Below are 18,827 nucleotides of genomic sequence, written 5' to 3' on the forward strand. Positions count from 1 at the left end.
AATTTCATGACGTCAAATTATGGAATAAATGATATAGTAGAGATGAAAAAGCAACATGCATGTGGAACTAATCGATTTAAAATCATTCGTATGGGTGCTGATATTCGTATCAAATGTGAGAATTGCCAACGAAGTATTATGATTCCACGTCAAACGTTCAATAAAAAAATAAAGAAAATATTAGTATCAAATCAAGATACTGAAGGTTAGGAGAATGATTAATGGCTTTAACAGCAGGGATTGTAGGCTTACCAAACGTAGGTAAATCTACCTTATTTAACGCAATAACAAAAGCGGGAGCATTAGCCGCTAACTATCCGTTCGCAACAATTGATCCAAACGTAGGTATCGTAGAAGTGCCAGATACACGTTTAAATAAATTAACAGAAATGGTTGAACCTAAAAAAACAATTCCAACGACATTTGAATTTACAGATATTGCAGGGATTGTAAAAGGTGCCTCTAAAGGTGAAGGTTTAGGAAACAAATTCCTTTCACACATCCGTGAAGTAGATGCGATATGCCAAGTTGTACGTGCGTTTGATGATGAAAACGTTACACACGTATCAGGTCGCGTTAACCCATTAGATGATATTGAAGTCATCAATATGGAGTTAGTATTAGCAGATTTAGAATCTGTCGAAAAACGTTTGCCTAGAATTGAAAAAATGGCACGTCAAAAAGATAAAACTGCTGAAATGGAAATGAGAATTCTCTCTAGAATTAAAGAAGCACTTGAAAACGGCGACCCTGTACGTAGTATAGACTTCAATGATGAAGATCAAAAATACGTTAACCAAGCGCAACTACTAACATCTAAAAAAATGTTATATATTGCCAATGTCGGTGAAGATGAAATTGGTGACGAAGATAATGATAAAGTAAAAGCAATTAGAGAATATGCAGCGAAAGAAGATTCAGAAGTTATTGTTATCAGTGCTAAAATCGAAGAAGAAATTGCTACATTAGACGACGAAGATAGAGCGATGTTCCTTGAAGATTTAGGCATTGAAGAACCAGGATTAGATGTACTTATCAGAACAACATATGATTTATTAGGCTTATCAACATACTTTACTGCAGGTGTACAAGAAGTACGAGCTTGGACATTTAGACAAGGTATGACAGCACCACAATGTGCAGGTATTATTCATACTGACTTTGAACGTGGATTTATTCGTGCTGAAGTGACTAGTTATGATGACTATGTAGAACATGGTGGCGAACAAGGTGCTAAAGAAGCGGGTAAACAACGTTTAGAAGGTAAAGAATACATTATGCAAGATGGCGATATCGTGCACTTCAGATTTAACGTTTAATCATTTCTCAACGGATTATGTGAGTAAAATAAAAAGCAATGTAAGTTTCGCTTAGCTTAAGTGACAAGAGACTTACATTGTTTTTTTTATATCATTTGTTTCATTTATATCTTAAAAGAACGGTATAACTTTACTTGCTTCAATAATGTCTTTGGTGCTAAAAAACTGTTTACCTTCTCCAGTATAAGCAGGTTCGAGAATCATATTGGCTTTCGCACAATATAACCATTCTGGATTGATACCGCAATTTAAGACTTCTTGAAATTCTTGAAAATCTTTATTCCAATCTAAATCTAATTGCATATTTTACACCTCGACTTCATTATAGAACAAGTGTTCGTGAAAATAAAGTGTTATGTATGTATTTTTAATCAATAAACCAATCAGCCGTAACATTGGCATCTAAGTAATTCGCATCAACATTTTGGTTTAACTCTGGTGCATAGTAATGATCAGTGTATTGCCATAATACTTTCTCTCTATTAGGTTCTTGTGTTTGATATGCTGCTAACCAATAACCATCATAAGCACTCACTGCGTTAGGAACATTGTTAATCATAAAGTTCTCATAAGAATAAAATAATATTTTTTTATTTCCAGCAAGTTGTCGCATTTCATCTGCCCAAGCTTTTGTGGCAGTGTCAGCATCACCAGAAGTGATGGAATCTTGCTCAAAATCATTAACATAGAATGATGCTTTAGGTGCACGATTATAAAGCGTTTGTGCTTCATTTCGAGCGTCATCGGCATTTTCATACATGCTGTATGAGTACACACCAAATTTCATATTATTGTTATCTAGTAAAGTTGAATTGTTCTCTAAACATTTATCGACATATTCGGAGCCATATTGACCTCGAATAATAATAAAATCATAATCTTGTTTTAATTGTTTGACTTGGGCGTCAGTTAAGTTGCCTTGCCACTCTGAAATATCTAATACACGTTCACCATTTTGTGTGGTCACTGCTTTGGATTTTGATGAAAAGGTTGAACGATTACTTGTTGAAGCATCTTGTTGGTCGGGGTTATTTTCAAGATATTGTTGATATCCATACCCCATTGTCCCTTTTTGGCTACCTCCAGAATGCTCAGAAGCGTTTGCATTTAACGCACCTACAGAAGTCGCCATAATAGTTAAACATGCAATAGATGATGTTGCCTTTTTAAACATTTGAGCTCTCCTTTAGATATTATATTTTTTAGAAATAATACTATGTAAAATGCAGTTGTGATATTAGTATAAAAAGTTCTAATTCGCAACTTTATATAAGACGCGATTCATATATAAGAAAATTAAGTTATAGGCAATACAAATCAGTGAGACGGAGGATGCATAAAATATATTGTAAAAAGTAATACTCTGTGCTATAATTCTTGATTGTGAGTAATGAAAATTATTCCTTGCTTATCGTTAGTATTCGATAGGCCGCATAGACCACAAGGAGGTGCAAGTATAAAATGAGAACATATGAAATTATGTATGTCGTACGTCCAAACATTGAAGAAGATGCTAAAAAAGCACTTGTTGAACGCTTCAACGGTATCTTAGCTTCAGAAGGATCAGAAGTTTTAGAAGAAAAAGACTGGGGTAAACGCCGTCTTGCTTATGAAATTGAAGATTTCAAAGAAGGTTTCTATAACATCGTACGCATTAAAACTGATAACAACAAAGCTACAGACGAATTCCAACGTTTAGCTAAAATCAGTGACGATATCATCCGTTATATCGTTATCCGTGAAGACCAAGATAAGTAATAAAGTAATGGGGGCGTTTTAATGATAAACAGAGTTGTATTAGTAGGTCGTTTAACTAAAGATCCAGAATACAGAACCACTCCCTCAGGCGTAAGTGTAGCGACATTTACTCTAGCAGTTAATCGTACTTTCACGAATGCTCAAGGGGAACGCGAAGCTGACTTCATCAATGTCGTTGTGTTTAGAAGACAAGCAGAGAACGTGAATAATTATTTATTCAAAGGTAGTCTAGCTGGCGTTGATGGTCGCATACAATCACGCAGTTATGAAAATCAAGAAGGTCGTCGTATCTTTGTTACTGAAGTTGTAGCAGATAGTGTTCAATTCCTTGAACCTAAGAATGCGCATGGTGGCCAACGTAATCAAAGTAATAACAATGATTTCCAAGACTACGGTCAAGGATTTGGTGGTCAACAATCAGGACAAAATACGTCTTATAATAACAATAATGCATCAACTAATAAACAATCTGATAATCCATTTGCAAACGCAAACGGACCGATTGATATTAGTGATGATGACTTACCATTCTAATAACAAAATGAACGTATAAAAATTTATTCCAAAGGAGGTAATTAACCATGGCAGGTGGACCAAGAAGAGGCGGACGTCGTCGTAAAAAAGTATGCTATTTCACAGCAAATGGTATTACACACATTGACTATAAAGACACTGAATTATTAAAACGTTTTATCTCAGAACGCGGTAAAATTTTACCACGTCGTGTAACTGGTACTTCAGCTAAATATCAACGTATGTTGACTACAGCTATCAAACGTGCTCGTCATATGGCTTTATTACCATATGTTAAAGACGAAAACTAATATATAATTAGTGTTTAAACCCCGTAGGCTTAAAGCTTACGGGGTTATTTTTGTGCTTTGAATTTTAGGGAAAGGACAGAAAAAGGAAATAGTAATAATTTTACATTAAACACTAAGTTGTACTATATCAAGAAAAGGGAGTGGGACAGAATTCTTTTAAAATTCGTCGTCCCACTCCCAGCTTGCTTTGCTTGTAGAATTTCTTGATGAAATTCTCTTTGCTGGGGCCCCGCCCGCAAGGATGACTAGAACTGAGAAAAGCTTGATTTAAGCGCCTTCTCAGTACAGTCAGCTACTGCGAATTTGCAAAAATAGCTTCATTATATTATTTATGTCCCAGCCTCTTTGATATTATAAATACTAATATTTTATTGTTATTAAATCATTATTTTAAATGATCAACGGCATACTGTGCTTCTTCTTCAGTAAATTTGAAACCATCTTTAGAAGACAACATATCCTTAATATCTGATTTAGAAGTATCGCCATCTTTAGATAAAGATTTTGCTCTTTCTAGTGCATTCTCTTTGTAGTCTACTTTTACATTATCGGCAGCATATTTTGCTTCATCTTCTGTGAAATCGTCGTATTCTACTAACTTATTATAAAGTTCACTTTTTGATTCGATAGAGTCTTGCATATATCGTTGAGCATTTTTTAATGCATTCTTTTTAAAATCCGTCTTCAAATGATTCATTGCGTAATCTGCTTCATCTTTCGTAAATTGACGCCCATCTTTAGACGTAAGTTCGTCTTCAAGTTGCGATTTTGAAGAATAAGATTGTTCACTGATATGTTTTGCTGTTTCTAACGCATTTTCCTTATAATCAATTTTTGCATGCTTCATTGCATAATTTACTTGTTCATTAGTAAATTGACCTGAATTTTCATCATTTTTAAGATAATCGGTTAGTTCTTTTTTCGAAAAATGTAAGTTATCACTACTTTCTTCTGCAGTTTTTAACGCATTTTCCTTATAATCTACATCTTTTAAATGATTAACGGCATATTTAGCTGTACTAGAATTAAATTTATCACCACTACTAGAAGTCAATTGGTTATAGATACCTTTTTTAGACATGTACATCGATTTAGCATAAGTTTCAGCACGTTGCAAAGCTTCTTCTTTATCATTCCCTCCAGCTTTACGAGAGTTACCTTCGTGTTTGGATTCATGCGTTGCATTTTCACTATCACTTGATGAAATTGAGTCTGAGACTTTCATAAAAATCACACAAGCTGCTAGTACCAATATAATTAAAATAACTAGACAGCCACAACCGGCGCCACATCCAATAAGCCAATATTTCCCTTTATTAGAACTATTGGAATCATCGTTTTGAGTTCTTTCATTATTACTCACATTTTCATATTTATCTTGATTATGTATATTGTTTTCTGGTGATTGTTCTTGGGATGAATTTGTATTATTTGGTGGCTCTTCATTAAATGCCATTAAAATATCCTCCTTGTAGTTGGTTAACACTAATTACAATCATACATAAATTAAAATTTACATACAATAGATATAAAATTTATTTTGTGAAATTAATTTAAATTCAAGTCATTATATCGCAATTAATTTTATTTAAAACGAAAATTATGATAAAAAAACCTGTCATATACTAAATATATAGTATGACAGGTATTTAATAGAAATTATAAACGAATATCGATATCGTCAATTTGCTGTTGATATTCTTTGTATTTACTTTCGACTAACATTTGATAAGGCGTGTCGAAGAAGTCTGCAAGAATCATTGCATCTTTAAACTTAGGTTCGTGTTGGTGATTTTCCCATTCCCATAATTGATGGGGTTCATAATGTGTACCATATTTTTCGTTAATTAATTCAGTTAATTCGTTAATTTCAAGATTTCGTTTAGTTCTTAAATTAAAAAGTGTATGTGAACTCATGAAACATAACCTCCTAAAATTCAAGTTTGAATTTAAATTATTTTTTCTTACTTTCCAAGTTTATTTATTATAAGTAAGTTTTTTTAAGTCTTTTATATATAACCTAAGTTATTTTACTATACTAGTCCTGTTCACAATAATTATCAAGTCTTTTAGTTGATAATTATTAATTATGTTATCTTTATTTCAAGAAATATAAATAAAGAGGGAATTTATAATGAAACTATTTGATTCGCATTTTCATATCATTGACTTTGATTATCCGGTTAAAGAGAATAATGGCTACATACCCCCATCATTTAAGGTTAATGATTATTTAAATCATACTAAGCAATTAAATGTTGTAGGAGGTGCAATTGTATCAGGGTCATTTCAAGGGTTCGATCAAGATTATTTAATAACGGCATTAGATCAACTTCAAGGACAATTTGTTGGGATAACGCAGCTACCTGCATCGACCTCTGACGATGAAATTTTTCGATTAAATGATAAAGGGGTTAGAGGTATTCGATTTAATGTTAAGCGCGGTGGGTCTGAAGATATAGCGCTTATCAAGACGTTTGCGCAAAGGGTATATGATTTAGTTGATTGGCATACTGAAATTTATATTGAATCTAAACAATTAAAAGACTATCAAGAAATTATAAGCTCATTACCCCAAGTAACAATCGATCATCTCGGCTTGACTGTAGAGGGCTTTGAGGATTTAAAAACGTTAGTTAAACAAGGTGTTTATGTTAAAGCAACTGGATTTGGGCGTATAGAGATAGATCCCATTAAAGCCATTGAGAAACTAATTGAAATTAACCCTGAGGCCATTATGTTTGGTACTGATTTGCCCTCTACTCGAGCAAAGCGTCCTTTTAGTGAACAAGATATTGAGTTAATTCAAAAGCATTTTGATGAAGAGACACAAGAGAAGATCTTTTATAAAAATGCATTGAAATTTTATAGAATTTCAGAATGAAAATCGAATTTGTAGTAGTGGAAAACGAATATATAAATTATCCATAATTTTTATAATGAGATTTGATATAAGTTTAAATAAAATACAATAAAATTATATCCTAATGTTTATTCATATTGATGTGTGGTATATAAAAGAAGTATACAAAAATAGAAGATGTAAGGAGAGTTCTGAATATGGGCTTTATTGTTATGTTAATAGTCGGAGGATTAATCGGCTGGGTTGCCGGTATGATCATGGGTAAAGATATCCCAGGTGGTATCATCGGTAACATCATCGCTGGATTAATCGGTTCAGCAGTAGGTAGTAAATTATTAGGTACTTGGGGACCTGTATGGGGTGGCGTACCAATCATTCCAGCACTAATCGGTGCAATTATTGTTATTTTCGTTGTTTCTTTAATTTTAAAAGCATTAAGAAAATAAGAGTAATATCTAAAACAGTCTGGGATATAAATAGTATAATAATGCTATTTAGCAAATTCGCAGTAGCTGAATGAACTGAGAAGGCGTTTAAATCAAGCTTTTCTCAGTTCTAGTCATCCTTGCGGGGGTGGCCCCAACAAAGAGAATTTCACTAAGAAATTCTACAAGCAAAGCAAGCTGGGAGTGGGGCCCCAGCAAAGAGAATTTCATCAAGAAATTCTACAAGCAAAGCAAGCTGGGAGTGGACGACGAATTCAAAAGAATTCTGTCCCGCTCCCTTTTTTAGTTTAATGAAATTTTAATTAATTAAAGCCTGATGGTTATGAATATCTTCAAAATCATAGTTCTTTATAATCTCGCATCCTAATGGATGTCTGCCATTATCAACATGTTGATTAACTTCTTCTAGTACTTCTAAAATTTCATATTCTGGTGTTTCAATATTAAATGAATATCTAAATATATGTCCGTGATCAGATTTAACAGTTGCCATGAGTTCGTCATTAATCATTTTATAGCCTAGCAATTCCATTATTGATTCCCCCCAATAAGTGTGATTACTTAGTTATAATGTAGCATGTAAAAATGCATGATGACAGTAATTTTACTTAAATGCTAATGATTATCATTTCGGTGTTTATTTTGTGAGGAATATTAGGAAAAGGGATTAAAATTGGGCATAAAAAGAGGGTGACGTCGGGTTAAGGCGTCACCCAGGAGTATTATGTTCATGAATATAAAAGACTTTGTAGTTATTATTAACTACACCCTTATACTACCATGTAACCGACCATAATGACAATGAAAAGTACTTAAAATATTAAAAAATTTCGTTTAGTTCTATGATTTGTAAAAGTCGTATTTAAGTTAAGTATTAAACGCTAAAGGATCGTGCTACTTTTGAAATTTTAGACTACCCGTAGACTTACATTTACAATTTAAGTATGCCATAATCTATATAATATTAAATTGAAGTGGGTGTGTATATGGAAGGCATCTTAACCTTTATTACTATTACGTTACTTATCATTATAGTGCCTGGTCCCGATTTTTTAATTGTTATGAAAAATACAATCCATTCGGGTAAAGTAAATGGGGCAATGTCAGCATTCGGTATCACTTCTGCACATATCATTTATTCGTCATTAGCTGTGTTGGGCATTATATATATCCTTACAAGTTTATACTACATATTTTTGATCATTAAAATACTTGGTGCGTGCTATCTAGTGTATTTAGGCGTACAAAGTATTCGCACCGCACGTCAGTCGATGAATTTTAATACAACTCGTATTGGCGTCGATGATGTGAGCTATTTTACTTCGTATCGTCAAGGCTTTATAAGCACTATTTTAAATCCTAAAGCACTACTGTATTATGTGAGTGTTTTACCTCAATTTCTATCAACTGGTGGTATTGAAGTAAAGTCACAAGTAGCCATTTTATCTATAATTGTCATCATCGTTATCTTAATTTGGTTTTTATTCTGTGTATTTGTATTTCAATATATTAAGTTACTATTCAGTCAACCGAAAATAAAAGCTACATTCGATTATATGGTAGGTATCATTTTAATTGGGTTATCCATTCATTTATTATTAAGCAAGAGTAGTTAAATTAAAGTAAAGGATTGTAGTATATGAAACTATATTTAGTGAGACATGGTGAATCACAATCAAATTATGACAACAAACATAAAAGAGCATATTTTTGTGGTCAATTAGATGTACCACTAACTAAAAAGGGTATTGAGGGTGCACAAAATTTAGAAAGTTATTTTAAAGAAAGACAAGTTGATCACGTCTATGTATCCGACTTAACGCGTACGCAAGAAACCTATCGCTATATCTTTCCTTATGAGATACCGACGACAATTACGTCATTGCTTCGTGAACGTTCACTTGGTGTGTTTGAGGGCGAGTATAAAGATACGTTAATGCATGATGCGAAGTATCATCGTTACTTTAATGATACGGACTATAAAGATTTCCGTCATAGTTTCACTCAAAAAGCGCCTGAGGGTGAGAGTTATAGAGATGTGTATCATAGAGTTCATCTATTCTTTGAACAATTGAATCGTCATGATGATAAAACAATTGTGATTGTAGCACATCAAGTCGTTATTCGTTGTATATTTGCATATTTCAATATGATTGATGAGGATGAAGCATTAGATTACAATGTCGACAATTGTAAGCCATACTTTTTAGAAATATAATATGTATGAAAATAATTGTTTAACAATTAAAAGAGTCCAAACCACTTATTTTAACGGATTGGACTCTTATTTTATTTATCTAATACGTCAGATTTAATATTTTTATCATCTAGGAATTTTTGGATTTTATCTTGTTGTTTACCATTCACATCACCTGCATAATGCGTAGGCACATCGACGACATTAATTGTATTTTGAGGTTCATAATTAAGTTGCTCAATACTCTTATCTACATCCGCAATCGTACTATTTAAGGCGTGGAAGTAGTTAATAATTCGCTCCGTATTTTCTTTATAACCAGAAGGTAACGTATTGTTTTTTACGAAATCTTTGAAATGTATATCGTTTTTAATGGCTAAATTTGATAAGTTGCTAAGTTTTTTGGCTTGTTCATCCGTAACGTGTGTTTGACCTGTACTTTGACGGTCAATTTGGCTTTGCATTACATATTTATTATCTAAAATATCACTATTTACATCTAAATATTTTTTAATGGCTTTATTCATTTCATCTTCAGTTAGTTTTTGATTCTTTTTATCGGAAGTGAAAATATCGCTCTCTTTCAACGCTTTAGCATTTTTAGGTGCATTAACACCATTACTATGGTGGTCTGTTGAATCATTATCCTCTTTAGGTGCACAAGCACTTAATGTTAGTAATAATGATAAAAAGAGACCTATTATTAAACTTTTCTTCATAGGTTTCTAAAATCTCCTTTATTAGTAACGCAACTATAATTTTACATAGTAATAGATTATCATTTATTGAAAAATAATTGAACGTTAAGTGCTTAAAATCACAATTATCTATGAACAATTTGTGGCATTTATCCATCTACATATTTTGTATTTCTACTATTGTATTACCTTTTGCAAACCAAAGTCTTAAATGAGTCCAAACCTGTTCTACTTGCTTGGTTAGTTTATCCTCGGGAATAGGGTACAGCATATCTCCTGCAATCATAACTTCAATAGCCATAATCGCTTCATCTAAGTCTGAAGATGAACGTAATTCGTGGAATAACATAGTCATATCCGTGTGTATCTCTTCTTTATCATCAGTAGTGAAGTAGTGTTTTATGAACGTTTTAAATTCTTTAATCACTTTGTCCGCTTTATAATATTCATGGACATCGAAAGAAAGTAACTCTTTTAATGTTTTTGGTTCATAATAATCAAGATCTAATAATTCAACATAAGTTGGGTCAATATAATGTGCCATTACTGGATGGACCAAATACCCTTGCTTAATAACTGTGAAGTGATGCATGTTTAAAGATTGAATATGGAATTTAATTTCATTGATTGATTTTGATATCTTTAATAATCGTTTTAATAATTTTGAAACGAATTGCAGTGACACGACACCATATAAATTTGTTGCTGCAGTATAAAATCTAAATAAGGTAATTTCTTTATCACTTTTATTTTGATCCTTCATTTCGCTTATTTTATATTCAACATGTGCTTCTTTTAACAAATTATTAACACTATTCGTAAATGTAGAATCTAGAAATTCATCGCTTAATAATTTTTCTAAATCATGCTCATCGATGTTTTCAACGCCCATATCTATAAGTTTGTTAATATGATTGCTATTTACATCGAATAAAAGATTCAATTCTTCATCAATATAGTCATCTTCATCTAAGAAGGGGACGTCGTTATTAATAGTCAGTAAATCGGTCAAAAGATTATCTAGCCCACCAATATCATTCACATATTGTGAAAAATGATTCATAATATCCTGTGGTATGATAATAACTTCGCTACGTATATCAAATCTTAAAATAAATAGATGTCTTTCTAAGATCTGGAAATCCATACCTAAGTATGCATTTAATGCATTGAAGTCATAATTCGTATTAACATTTTTACCAGATTTATATGTATCTACAAAGATATCTAGTATTCTACGGGGCATTCGTGCAAGTTCCTGTTTTAAAATTGAAAAATCTCGGAAGAAAGCGTCATTTATTAAATCAATAATTGAGGCCTTTTTCTTATTAGAGAAGCCTTTAATTTTATAAGAACGACAAATATCTTTTAGACTTTCTATATTATATTCAGCCATTTCCTCTTTAAGAGAAACGTTTTTATACTTTTCAATTGCTGTATATTGCCCATGAAGTTTCATAACGTAATCTTCTTCTCTGATGGTTTTTGGTGGAAAATCAGGGTACTTTTTGTTTAAAACCACTTCGTTCAACATAGTCAGTATGAGATTGTTTACGACAAACGTATCTTCTTTTACAAATGTAACAATGCCATATTTATAACAAATAGGTAACTTTTTTAATTTTCTCTTATTAATTAGAATAAGTGATTCACCATTTTTTAAAAATGTACTAATATAATTTTTCTCAGATTGACTCATCTCATTGTAAAGTCGCGTTAATGTTTCGGGTTGTGAAGCAAGTTCAAACAACATATCTGCTTTGCTGTAATAAGATGGTGGATTTACAAGTTGCTTCAAGTTACTTGTTTGTTCCTCTGAAATTAGGGATAGCGATTCATGCATAAAGAAGACCTCCAATGTTATTTATCTGTATAAGTTTAGATTATCATAGATAATATAAAAGTCACACAAAAACAGAGACCCTTACATGGGTCTCTGTTATATATGAAGATATTTGATAGGTTAAGTGGTTGATAGGGATAAGAAGCAAGGTCATAAAAACCTTACACCTATCCTTAAATAGTAATTAATTTCTAATGATATAATCGAATGCATTTAATGCCGCATTGGCACCAGCACCCATAGAAATAATAATTTGTTTATTTTTTTGGTCAGTAACGTCACCAGCCGCAAATATACCTGGAACGTTTGTATTGTTATTACGATCAATAACAATTTCGCCACGGTTATTTAATTCTACTGCGTCACCAATCCAATGTGTGTTTGGTACTAATCCAATTTGTACGAAGATACCATCTAAGCTTAATTCTTTCATCTCGCCAGTAGTTAAATCTTCGTAACTAATACCAGTTACATGATCTTCACCTAATACTTCAGCAGTTCTTGCATTCGTGTGAATGTCTACGTTTGATAGTGAACGTAAACGATCTTGTAATACTGTGTCTGCTTTAAGTTCTGATGAATATTCAAATAAAGTAACATGTTTAACAATTCCTGCTAAGTCGATAGCAGCTTCAACACCAGAGTTTCCTCCACCGATAACTGCAACGTCTTTATTTTCGAATAAAGGACCATCACAGTGTGGGCAGAAAGCAACCCCTTTATTAATTAAACGATCTTCACCAGGAATGTTAAGCTTACGCCAACTTGCACCTGTTGAAATGATAGCAGTCTTAGTTTCTAAAACAGCATCATTTTCAAGTGTGACACGGATGGCTTGATCTGTCTTCTCAATATTAGTAGCACGGATGCCTGTCATTGTATCAATGTCATATTCATCAATGTGTGCTGCGAGATTAGCTGAGAATTGAGAACCTGTTGTTTCTTTTACAGTGATAAAGTTCTCGATACCAGCAGTATCATTAACTTGACCACCAATACGGTCGGCAATAATACCAGTACGTAGTCCTTTACGAGCAGTGTAAATGGCTGCACTACCACTAGCTGGACCACCACCGATGATTAAAACATCGTAAGGGTCTTTACCTTCGAATTCAGAAGCGTCTTGTGTACTGCCTAATTTAGTTAAGATATCTGAAATGGTCATACGTCCATTGCCAAATTCTTCACCATTTAAGAATACTGCAGGAACAGCCATGATATCTTTTGATTCTTCACGGAACACAGAACCATCAATCATCGTATGCGTGATATTAGGGTTAACAACGCTCATTAGGTTTAATGCTTGAACAACATCAGGACATTTTTGACACGTTAAACTAACGTATGTCTCGAAGTTGTATTTACCTTCTAAACCTTTAATTTGATCAATGATAGATTGTTTCTCTTTAGGGGCACGACCACTAACTTGTAAAATTGCTAATACAAGTGAATTAAATTCATGACCTAAAGGAATTCCGGCAAACGTGACACCAGCTTCTTCATCAGGTTTGCTAACTGAGAAACTTGGCGTACGTTTTAATTCTTTTTCTACGATTGTAATGTGCTCAGACATTTCAGCGATTTCGTCTAAAAGTGCTTTAAGCTCTTTAGATTTATCATCAGAACCGATACTTGCTCTGAATTCTACATCGCCTTCCATAAGTCCTAAAAGTTGCTGTAATTGTTGTTTTAAATCAGCATTAAGCATTCTTTAATGCCTCCTTAAATTTTACCTACTAAGTCTAATCCTGGTTGTAATGATTCAGAACCTTCTTCCCATTTAGCTGGGCAAACTTCACCTGGATGTTGACGTACGTATTGAGCGGCTTTGATTTTATTTACTAATGTGCTTGCGTCACGGCCAATACCATCTGCATTGATTTCAGCTGCTTGAACAACGCCGTCTGGGTCAATAATGAATGTACCACGTTGAGCTAATCCAAGTTCTTCGTCTAATACGTCGAAGTTACGAGTGATTGTTTGTGAAGGGTCACCAATCATTTGATATTGGATTTTGCTGATAGCATCTGAATGATCATGCCAAGCTTTGTGTACGAAATGTGTATCAGTTGATACTGAGAATACATTTACACCTAAGTCTTGTAATTTGTCATATTGGTTTTGTAAATCTTCTAATTCAGTTGGACATACGAATGAGAAGTCAGCTGGGTAGAAACATACGACACTCCAAGAACCTTTTAAATCATCTTGGCTTACTTCTTTGAATTCGTCGTTTTTAGGATCATAAGCTTGCGCTGTGAATGGTAAAATTTCTTTATTGATTAAAGACATAACTTAAATTCCTCCTGATTATCGTGAATATTAATTAGAACTACATAATAATAATTGCTTGTTTATAATAATTCTAATTTCTTAAGTATTATTATTACATGCTATTTCTTATTCGTCAACTTAATGCACTTATAAGTGATAAAATGCTGTTTTAACATTGTTTAAACAGGTTTTTTAACACATCGTTAAGAAAATGAAGAAGTGATTAATTTTTAGTTTTTAATTTGAAAAATAGGTGTCATCATTTCTTCTGAATATCAATTAACCTTTTTCATTCTCAACTATGCATATATTTTTGATCATACAAAATAAAATAAATATAAAAAGAACAGAATGAAACCACATATAGTATGAAGATTTCATTGTTCCGTTCAATAATAATGAATAGAGTGTATAAATAATTTATTTAAGACTCAGGATAATGTTGGAACGTATGGTTAATCAATGACTTTAACTGTGACTGACCCTACTTTGTCATAGTCAGCAGTATACGTACCTTCTTCTAATTTTAAAGGAGAAATAAAGGTTCCAGAAGAAATAAATTGTCCTCTTTTTAAAGATTTGCCATGAGAATGTAATTTTTTATTTAACCATTTCACGGATTCAATAGGGTTTCCAAGCACTTCACTAGAGTGACCAGTTTCAATTTGCTGATTATCTTTGAATAATTTTAAATCAATATCTGCGAATGCTTCATAATCGAGAGGTGTGATACGTTCGCCCACTACGATGAGTCCTGTAGCAGTATTATCAGAAATCAAGTCACCTAGAGTGAAATTAGGAAACCAATCTTTATAACGTGCATCTGGGATTTCGATTCCTGGTGCGATTTTCACACTTTCTAATATGGTTTGCGTGTCAGCATCTTCAGGTAAGTCAGCAGTTAATTCAAAAATAATTTCAGGTTCTAATAGTGGCGCAAATAGTGTAGTGAGTGATACGCCATGACCATTTTCTACAACTTGATGAGATAAAATTGTACCGTAAGCTGGTTCGTTAGTATTAGCGATGGCTTGAGTTGCAGCACTTGTCATACTTACTTTATAACCTTTGATAGGAACTTGCTTCTCAGCTTGGATTTGCTGAATAAGATCATCTTGTGTTTGATAAGCTTCAGGTTCAGTGAGCGTGTGTGTGTTACTTACAAATTCAATAGGTTCCTTTGACATATATGCTTGAAATAAGGCGTTTGATACTTCTTTATTTGCTTGGATCATGCTATCTCTCCTTAAATATCTGAAAATTGTTACTATTATGATAACTATAAAATGACCATCATGCAAATGGTTTATGGAAGATAAGTAATTCTTTATAAAAGCAAAATAAAAAATAAATTGTTACGATGTAGTCAATAGGATTGAAGGAGTGGATACAATGACAGACTATGTTTACGATTTAATGAAAAAAACACCATTCGGTAAGACAATTTAAAGATAAACCGCTAAGTGATGACACAGTTAGAAAGTTGGTAGAAGCAGGTCAGAGTGCATCAACATCTAGTTATTTACAAACATACTCAATCATTGGTGTAGAAGACCCAAATATTAAAGAACAATTAAAAGAAGTATCAGGACAGCCATATGTTGTGGATAATGGCTATTTATTTGTCTTTGTTTTAGATTATTATCGTCACAATTTAATCAATGAAACTGTTGATTTTGACATGCAAACTTCTTTTGAATCAGCAGAAGGGTTGTTAGTAGGCGCAATCGATGTGGCTTTAGTGTCTGAAAATATGGCTTTGGCTGCAGAAGATATGGGTTATGGTATTGTTTATTTAGGTTCACTACGAAATGATGTTGGTCGTGTTAAAGAAATTTTAGATTTACCTGAATATGCATTTCCGTTATTTGGAATGGCTGTGGGAGAACCAGCAGAGGACGAGAATGGTGCACCTAAGCCACGTTTACCGCTTGATCATGTATTCCATAAAAATGTTTATAATAGTAATGCGAAAGAACAAAGAGAAGCAATTCAAAAATATGATGAGACAGTTAGTAACTATTATAAAGAACGAACGAATGGAAAACGCCAAGAAACATGGTCAGAACAAGTCGCTGGGTTCTTAAGTGGAAAAACACGTTTAGATATGTTAGAAGAATTGAATAAATCAGGATTAATGAAGAAATAATTGAGTTTTTAATAAAGAAAGCGTAGCTAACGATTACAATGGTTTGAAATAAACACAGTAACGTTTGAGCTACGCTTTTTAAAATATGAATTAATTTGTTGATAAATCTCCATATTCGTTTGAGTTAAACTTATCTTTGTCCATATTACCAGTCAGCTTAGCTGTACCAGTACCTGCTAATATTGAATCATTAACGTTCAATGCAGTACGTCCCATATCGATAATGGGTTCGATTGAGATAAGTACCCCTGCAAGTGCTACTGGAAGGTTTAAGGTTGATAATACGAGGATAGATGCAAATGTTGCACCACCACCGACACCAGCTACACCAAATGAACTGATAATAACAACGCCAATTAAAGTAAGTATAAATGGTAGATCAATATCTACGTTTGCAACTGGTGCCACCATGATAGCTAGCATCGCAGGATAAATACCTGCACAACCATTTTGACCTATGGATAAGCCAAATGATGCTGAGAAATTAGCAATCCCATCTGGTACACCTAATCGTTGCGTTTGCGTTTGAATGTTTAATGGTAATGCACCCGCACTTGAACGAGAAGTGAATGCGAATACAAGCACTTCGAATGTTTTCTTAACGTAACGAACTGGATTGATACCCATAATTGCTAATAATATTAAATGGATAATGTACATTGTGATTAATGCTGCATATGATGCAATCATAAATTTACCTAATGTCCATATCGCTTGGAAATCACTTGTAGAGATTGTTGATGCCATAATCGCAATGATACCGTATGGTGTGAGTCTTAATACAAATGTCACGATAGACATGACCAATGAGTAAATTGCATCAATACCACGTTTTAATAAACTACCACTTTCCGGTTGCTTGCGAGCCACACGTAAATAAGCAAAGCCTACGAAAATCGCAAAGATAACCACTGCAATTGTAGACGTTGTTCTCTGACCAGTGAAATCTAAGAATGGATTACTTGGTAATAATTCTAGAATTTGTTGTGGTAACGTATTAGCAGTTATATCTTTCGCTTGATTACTAATTTCGCTTCCTCTTGAATTTTCTGCACTGCCTAAATCAATGCTTGAGGCATCGAGGCCAAATACAATGGCATAAAAAATTCCTACGATAGCAGCAATAGCTACAGTCCCAATTAAAAACATAAAAATATAAGTACCGATTTTAGCGAATTTATCACCAATTTGTATTTTACTGAATGCTGATACGATTGAAATGAAAATCAGTGGCATTACAATCATCTGTAGTAATGCAACATAGCCATCTCCTACAATACTGAACCAATCTGTAGTTGTTTCGAGTACTTTAGAGTTGGCACCATAAATGAGATGTAAAGCAATTCCAAACACGATGCCCAATCCTAATGCGGTAAACACTCTTTTAGGAAATGAGACATGTTTTTTAGCCATTATAAATAACCCAATTAAGAATACAATCATAATGACAATATTAATAACTGTAAAAAAAGTCCCCATAATGAATCTCCTTATAATATTCTAATTCCGACATACTTTATAAGGATAATACTATTTATTTTATATTTCAATACTTTGAAATAAAAAGTATAAATTATAAGTTTTTGAAAAGACACAATAGCTAATTAAATTAAAATAATTTAAAGTTTTAAATTATTAATCATATAAAAAAGGGTGAGGCAGTGGATTCAAAATGAATGCTGTCTCACCCTTATATTAATTGTATTGTGACAAATTGATAGTGTCACAACTGTTCGCTTTATTTGAAAGATTTATAAGTTAAATAATCGTGCAAAGAAACCTTTCTTATCATCGTTAGGTCTACCAAGAGGAGATGACTGAGATTGTGTCGTAATATCCTCTTTTAATGTATCGATAGATTGTTGATTTTTATCATTAATTTCTTTAACTAAATCATTTTTAGTGTATTCAGATTGCTCTTTTTGAGCTGTTTGAATGGCTTCTTGAGCATTTTGAATAGCTAATAATGATTGATTATTAACATCTAATTTTTCAGTGATTTGATTTTGAAGTTCTTTTAATTCTGTTTGTTGTTGATGAACTTGACTGATCATTTGACCAAGCATTTGACGTTCTTCGCGCATTTTTTGAATTTCTGTACGTAATTCTTCTACTAATTGCGTAGCGCCTTGATCCGCAGGTAATTGTTCATTGTCTTCTTTAACAATGACTTGTAAAAAGTCTTTTTCCTTTTCAAGCTCTTCAAAAGCTAAATCATAACTATTTGTTTGTTTTACTTTTTCAGCGATATCTTGGAAAAGTTCAATATCTTCTTCTTTAAAATCAGTAGCTTCACGGCCACGGTATTCAGTCTTACTAAGTTGATAGCCACGTTCTTCTAAATGTTGGACTATTTTACGGACTTGTTTTTCACTTAGTTCGACACGCTGAGCGAATTCTTTGGTTAACATAGCTGAAAGTCCTTTCGTTCATTGATTTATGTACACTGACGTTTG

General features: G+C 33.0%; 20 protein-coding genes and 2 pseudogenes. 10 read left to right on the top strand and 12 right to left on the bottom strand.

Features of this window, described 5'->3' with window-relative positions; translation table 11 throughout:
• The first annotated feature begins 6 nt into the window (after positions 1-6).
• Together KA858_RS07015 and ychF are read left to right on the top strand one after the other, a co-directional pair.
• Positions 7-210: a DUF951 domain-containing protein gene (locus KA858_RS07015; protein WP_053030276.1), complete on the top strand. Its 204-nt coding sequence runs from the start codon at positions 7-9 to the stop codon at positions 208-210.
• Between the two features lie 11 nt (positions 211-221).
• Positions 222-1,319 (top strand): redox-regulated ATPase YchF, encoded by a 1,098-nt coding sequence (gene ychF, locus KA858_RS07020; protein ID WP_053030275.1) that lies wholly within the window; start codon positions 222-224, stop codon positions 1,317-1,319.
• A gap of 111 nt (positions 1,320-1,430) precedes the next feature.
• Here the strand turns inward: ychF and KA858_RS07025 are convergent, their stop codons facing one another.
• Together KA858_RS07025 and KA858_RS07030 are read right to left on the bottom strand one after the other, a co-directional pair.
• Complete coding sequence (locus KA858_RS07025) at positions 1,431-1,622, bottom strand: hypothetical protein (RefSeq protein WP_011276869.1); 192 nt, start codon at positions 1,620-1,622, stop codon at positions 1,431-1,433.
• 64 nt (positions 1,623-1,686) lie between these two features.
• On the bottom strand, positions 1,687-2,493 hold the full coding sequence (locus KA858_RS07030) for a glycoside hydrolase family 25 protein (protein ID WP_210125967.1): 807 nt from the start codon (positions 2,491-2,493) through the stop codon (positions 1,687-1,689).
• A gap of 287 nt (positions 2,494-2,780) precedes the next feature.
• Between KA858_RS07030 and rpsF the strand changes: the two genes are divergently transcribed.
• The 3 genes from rpsF to rpsR are packed head-to-tail and all read left to right on the top strand — an operon-like array spanning position 2,781 to position 3,901.
• Entirely contained in the window at positions 2,781-3,077 is a 297-nt protein-coding gene (rpsF, locus tag KA858_RS07035) for a 30S ribosomal protein S6 (protein ID WP_053030273.1), read from the top strand.
• Positions 3,078-3,098: 21 nt separating this feature from the next.
• Positions 3,099-3,611 carry a single-stranded DNA-binding protein gene (gene ssb / locus KA858_RS07040; RefSeq protein ID WP_053030272.1) on the top strand — a complete coding sequence of 171 codons (513 nt, stop codon included), beginning with the start codon at positions 3,099-3,101 and terminating at the stop codon, positions 3,609-3,611.
• A gap of 47 nt (positions 3,612-3,658) precedes the next feature.
• Positions 3,659-3,901 carry a 30S ribosomal protein S18 gene (gene rpsR, locus KA858_RS07045; protein ID WP_002447994.1) on the top strand — a complete coding sequence of 81 codons (243 nt, stop codon included), beginning with the start codon at positions 3,659-3,661 and terminating at the stop codon, positions 3,899-3,901.
• A 385-nt stretch (positions 3,902-4,286) separates the two neighbouring features.
• Here the strand turns inward: rpsR and KA858_RS07050 are convergent, their stop codons facing one another.
• Together KA858_RS07050 and KA858_RS07055 are read right to left on the bottom strand one after the other, a co-directional pair.
• Entirely contained in the window at positions 4,287-5,357 is a 1,071-nt protein-coding gene (locus tag KA858_RS07050) for an Ltp family lipoprotein (protein WP_210125968.1), read from the bottom strand.
• Between the two features lie 203 nt (positions 5,358-5,560).
• Positions 5,561-5,818, bottom strand: coding sequence for a hypothetical protein (locus KA858_RS07055; RefSeq protein WP_053030271.1), 258 nt, complete (start codon positions 5,816-5,818; stop codon positions 5,561-5,563).
• 217 nt (positions 5,819-6,035) lie between these two features.
• Here KA858_RS07055 and KA858_RS07060 point away from each other — a divergent pair, with 217 nt between their 5' ends.
• Positions 6,036-6,785 carry an amidohydrolase family protein gene (locus tag KA858_RS07060; protein WP_210125969.1) on the top strand — a complete coding sequence of 250 codons (750 nt, stop codon included), beginning with the start codon at positions 6,036-6,038 and terminating at the stop codon, positions 6,783-6,785.
• Between the two features lie 176 nt (positions 6,786-6,961).
• Positions 6,962-7,210, top strand: coding sequence for a GlsB/YeaQ/YmgE family stress response membrane protein (locus KA858_RS07065; RefSeq protein WP_011276862.1), 249 nt, complete (start codon positions 6,962-6,964; stop codon positions 7,208-7,210).
• A 298-nt stretch (positions 7,211-7,508) separates the two neighbouring features.
• Here the strand turns inward: KA858_RS07065 and KA858_RS07070 are convergent, their stop codons facing one another.
• Complete coding sequence (locus KA858_RS07070; protein ID WP_053030269.1) at positions 7,509-7,742, bottom strand: hypothetical protein; 234 nt, start codon at positions 7,740-7,742, stop codon at positions 7,509-7,511.
• Positions 7,743-8,196: 454 nt separating this feature from the next.
• Here KA858_RS07070 and KA858_RS07075 point away from each other — a divergent pair, with 454 nt between their 5' ends.
• Together KA858_RS07075 and KA858_RS07080 are read left to right on the top strand one after the other, a co-directional pair.
• Entirely contained in the window at positions 8,197-8,826 is a 630-nt protein-coding gene (locus KA858_RS07075; protein WP_210125970.1) for a LysE family translocator, read from the top strand.
• 23 nt (positions 8,827-8,849) lie between these two features.
• A complete protein-coding gene (locus KA858_RS07080; protein WP_210125971.1) occupies positions 8,850-9,428 on the top strand; it encodes a histidine phosphatase family protein in 579 nt (192 codons plus the stop codon).
• Between the two features lie 71 nt (positions 9,429-9,499).
• Here KA858_RS07080 and KA858_RS07085 read toward each other — a convergent pair whose 3' ends face one another.
• From KA858_RS07085 to KA858_RS07105, 5 genes are all read right to left on the bottom strand, one after another.
• Positions 9,500-10,126, bottom strand: coding sequence for an NDxxF motif lipoprotein (locus KA858_RS07085; RefSeq protein ID WP_107630348.1), 627 nt, complete (start codon positions 10,124-10,126; stop codon positions 9,500-9,502).
• A gap of 136 nt (positions 10,127-10,262) precedes the next feature.
• Positions 10,263-11,948: a hypothetical protein gene (locus tag KA858_RS07090; RefSeq protein WP_210125972.1), complete on the bottom strand. Its 1,686-nt coding sequence runs from the start codon at positions 11,946-11,948 to the stop codon at positions 10,263-10,265.
• A 184-nt stretch (positions 11,949-12,132) separates the two neighbouring features.
• Positions 12,133-13,656 carry an alkyl hydroperoxide reductase subunit F gene (gene ahpF, locus KA858_RS07095; protein ID WP_210125973.1) on the bottom strand — a complete coding sequence of 508 codons (1,524 nt, stop codon included), beginning with the start codon at positions 13,654-13,656 and terminating at the stop codon, positions 12,133-12,135.
• Positions 13,657-13,670: 14 nt separating this feature from the next.
• On the bottom strand, positions 13,671-14,240 hold the full coding sequence (ahpC, locus tag KA858_RS07100) for an alkyl hydroperoxide reductase subunit C (RefSeq protein ID WP_053030264.1): 570 nt from the start codon (positions 14,238-14,240) through the stop codon (positions 13,671-13,673).
• Positions 14,241-14,677: 437 nt separating this feature from the next.
• On the bottom strand, positions 14,678-15,457 hold the full coding sequence (locus KA858_RS07105; RefSeq protein ID WP_210125974.1) for a 2-keto-4-pentenoate hydratase: 780 nt from the start codon (positions 15,455-15,457) through the stop codon (positions 14,678-14,680).
• A gap of 157 nt (positions 15,458-15,614) precedes the next feature.
• Between KA858_RS07105 and nfsA the strand changes: the two are divergent.
• Positions 15,615-16,371: pseudogene (gene nfsA / locus KA858_RS07110) on the top strand (oxygen-insensitive NADPH nitroreductase).
• A gap of 90 nt (positions 16,372-16,461) precedes the next feature.
• Here the strand turns inward: nfsA and KA858_RS07115 are convergent.
• A complete protein-coding gene (locus tag KA858_RS07115; RefSeq protein ID WP_210125975.1) occupies positions 16,462-17,850 on the bottom strand; it encodes an L-cystine transporter in 1,389 nt (462 codons plus the stop codon).
• Positions 17,851-18,278: 428 nt separating this feature from the next.
• Positions 18,279-18,782, bottom strand: a pseudogene (locus KA858_RS07120) (DNA-binding protein); the annotation flags it as partial.
• Between the last annotated feature and the right edge of the window lie 45 nt (positions 18,783-18,827).

Origin of the sequence: Staphylococcus sp. GDX8P80P (genome assembly GCF_017893095.1) — a bacterium.
Classification (GTDB): Bacteria; Bacillota; Bacilli; order Staphylococcales; family Staphylococcaceae; genus Staphylococcus; species Staphylococcus borealis.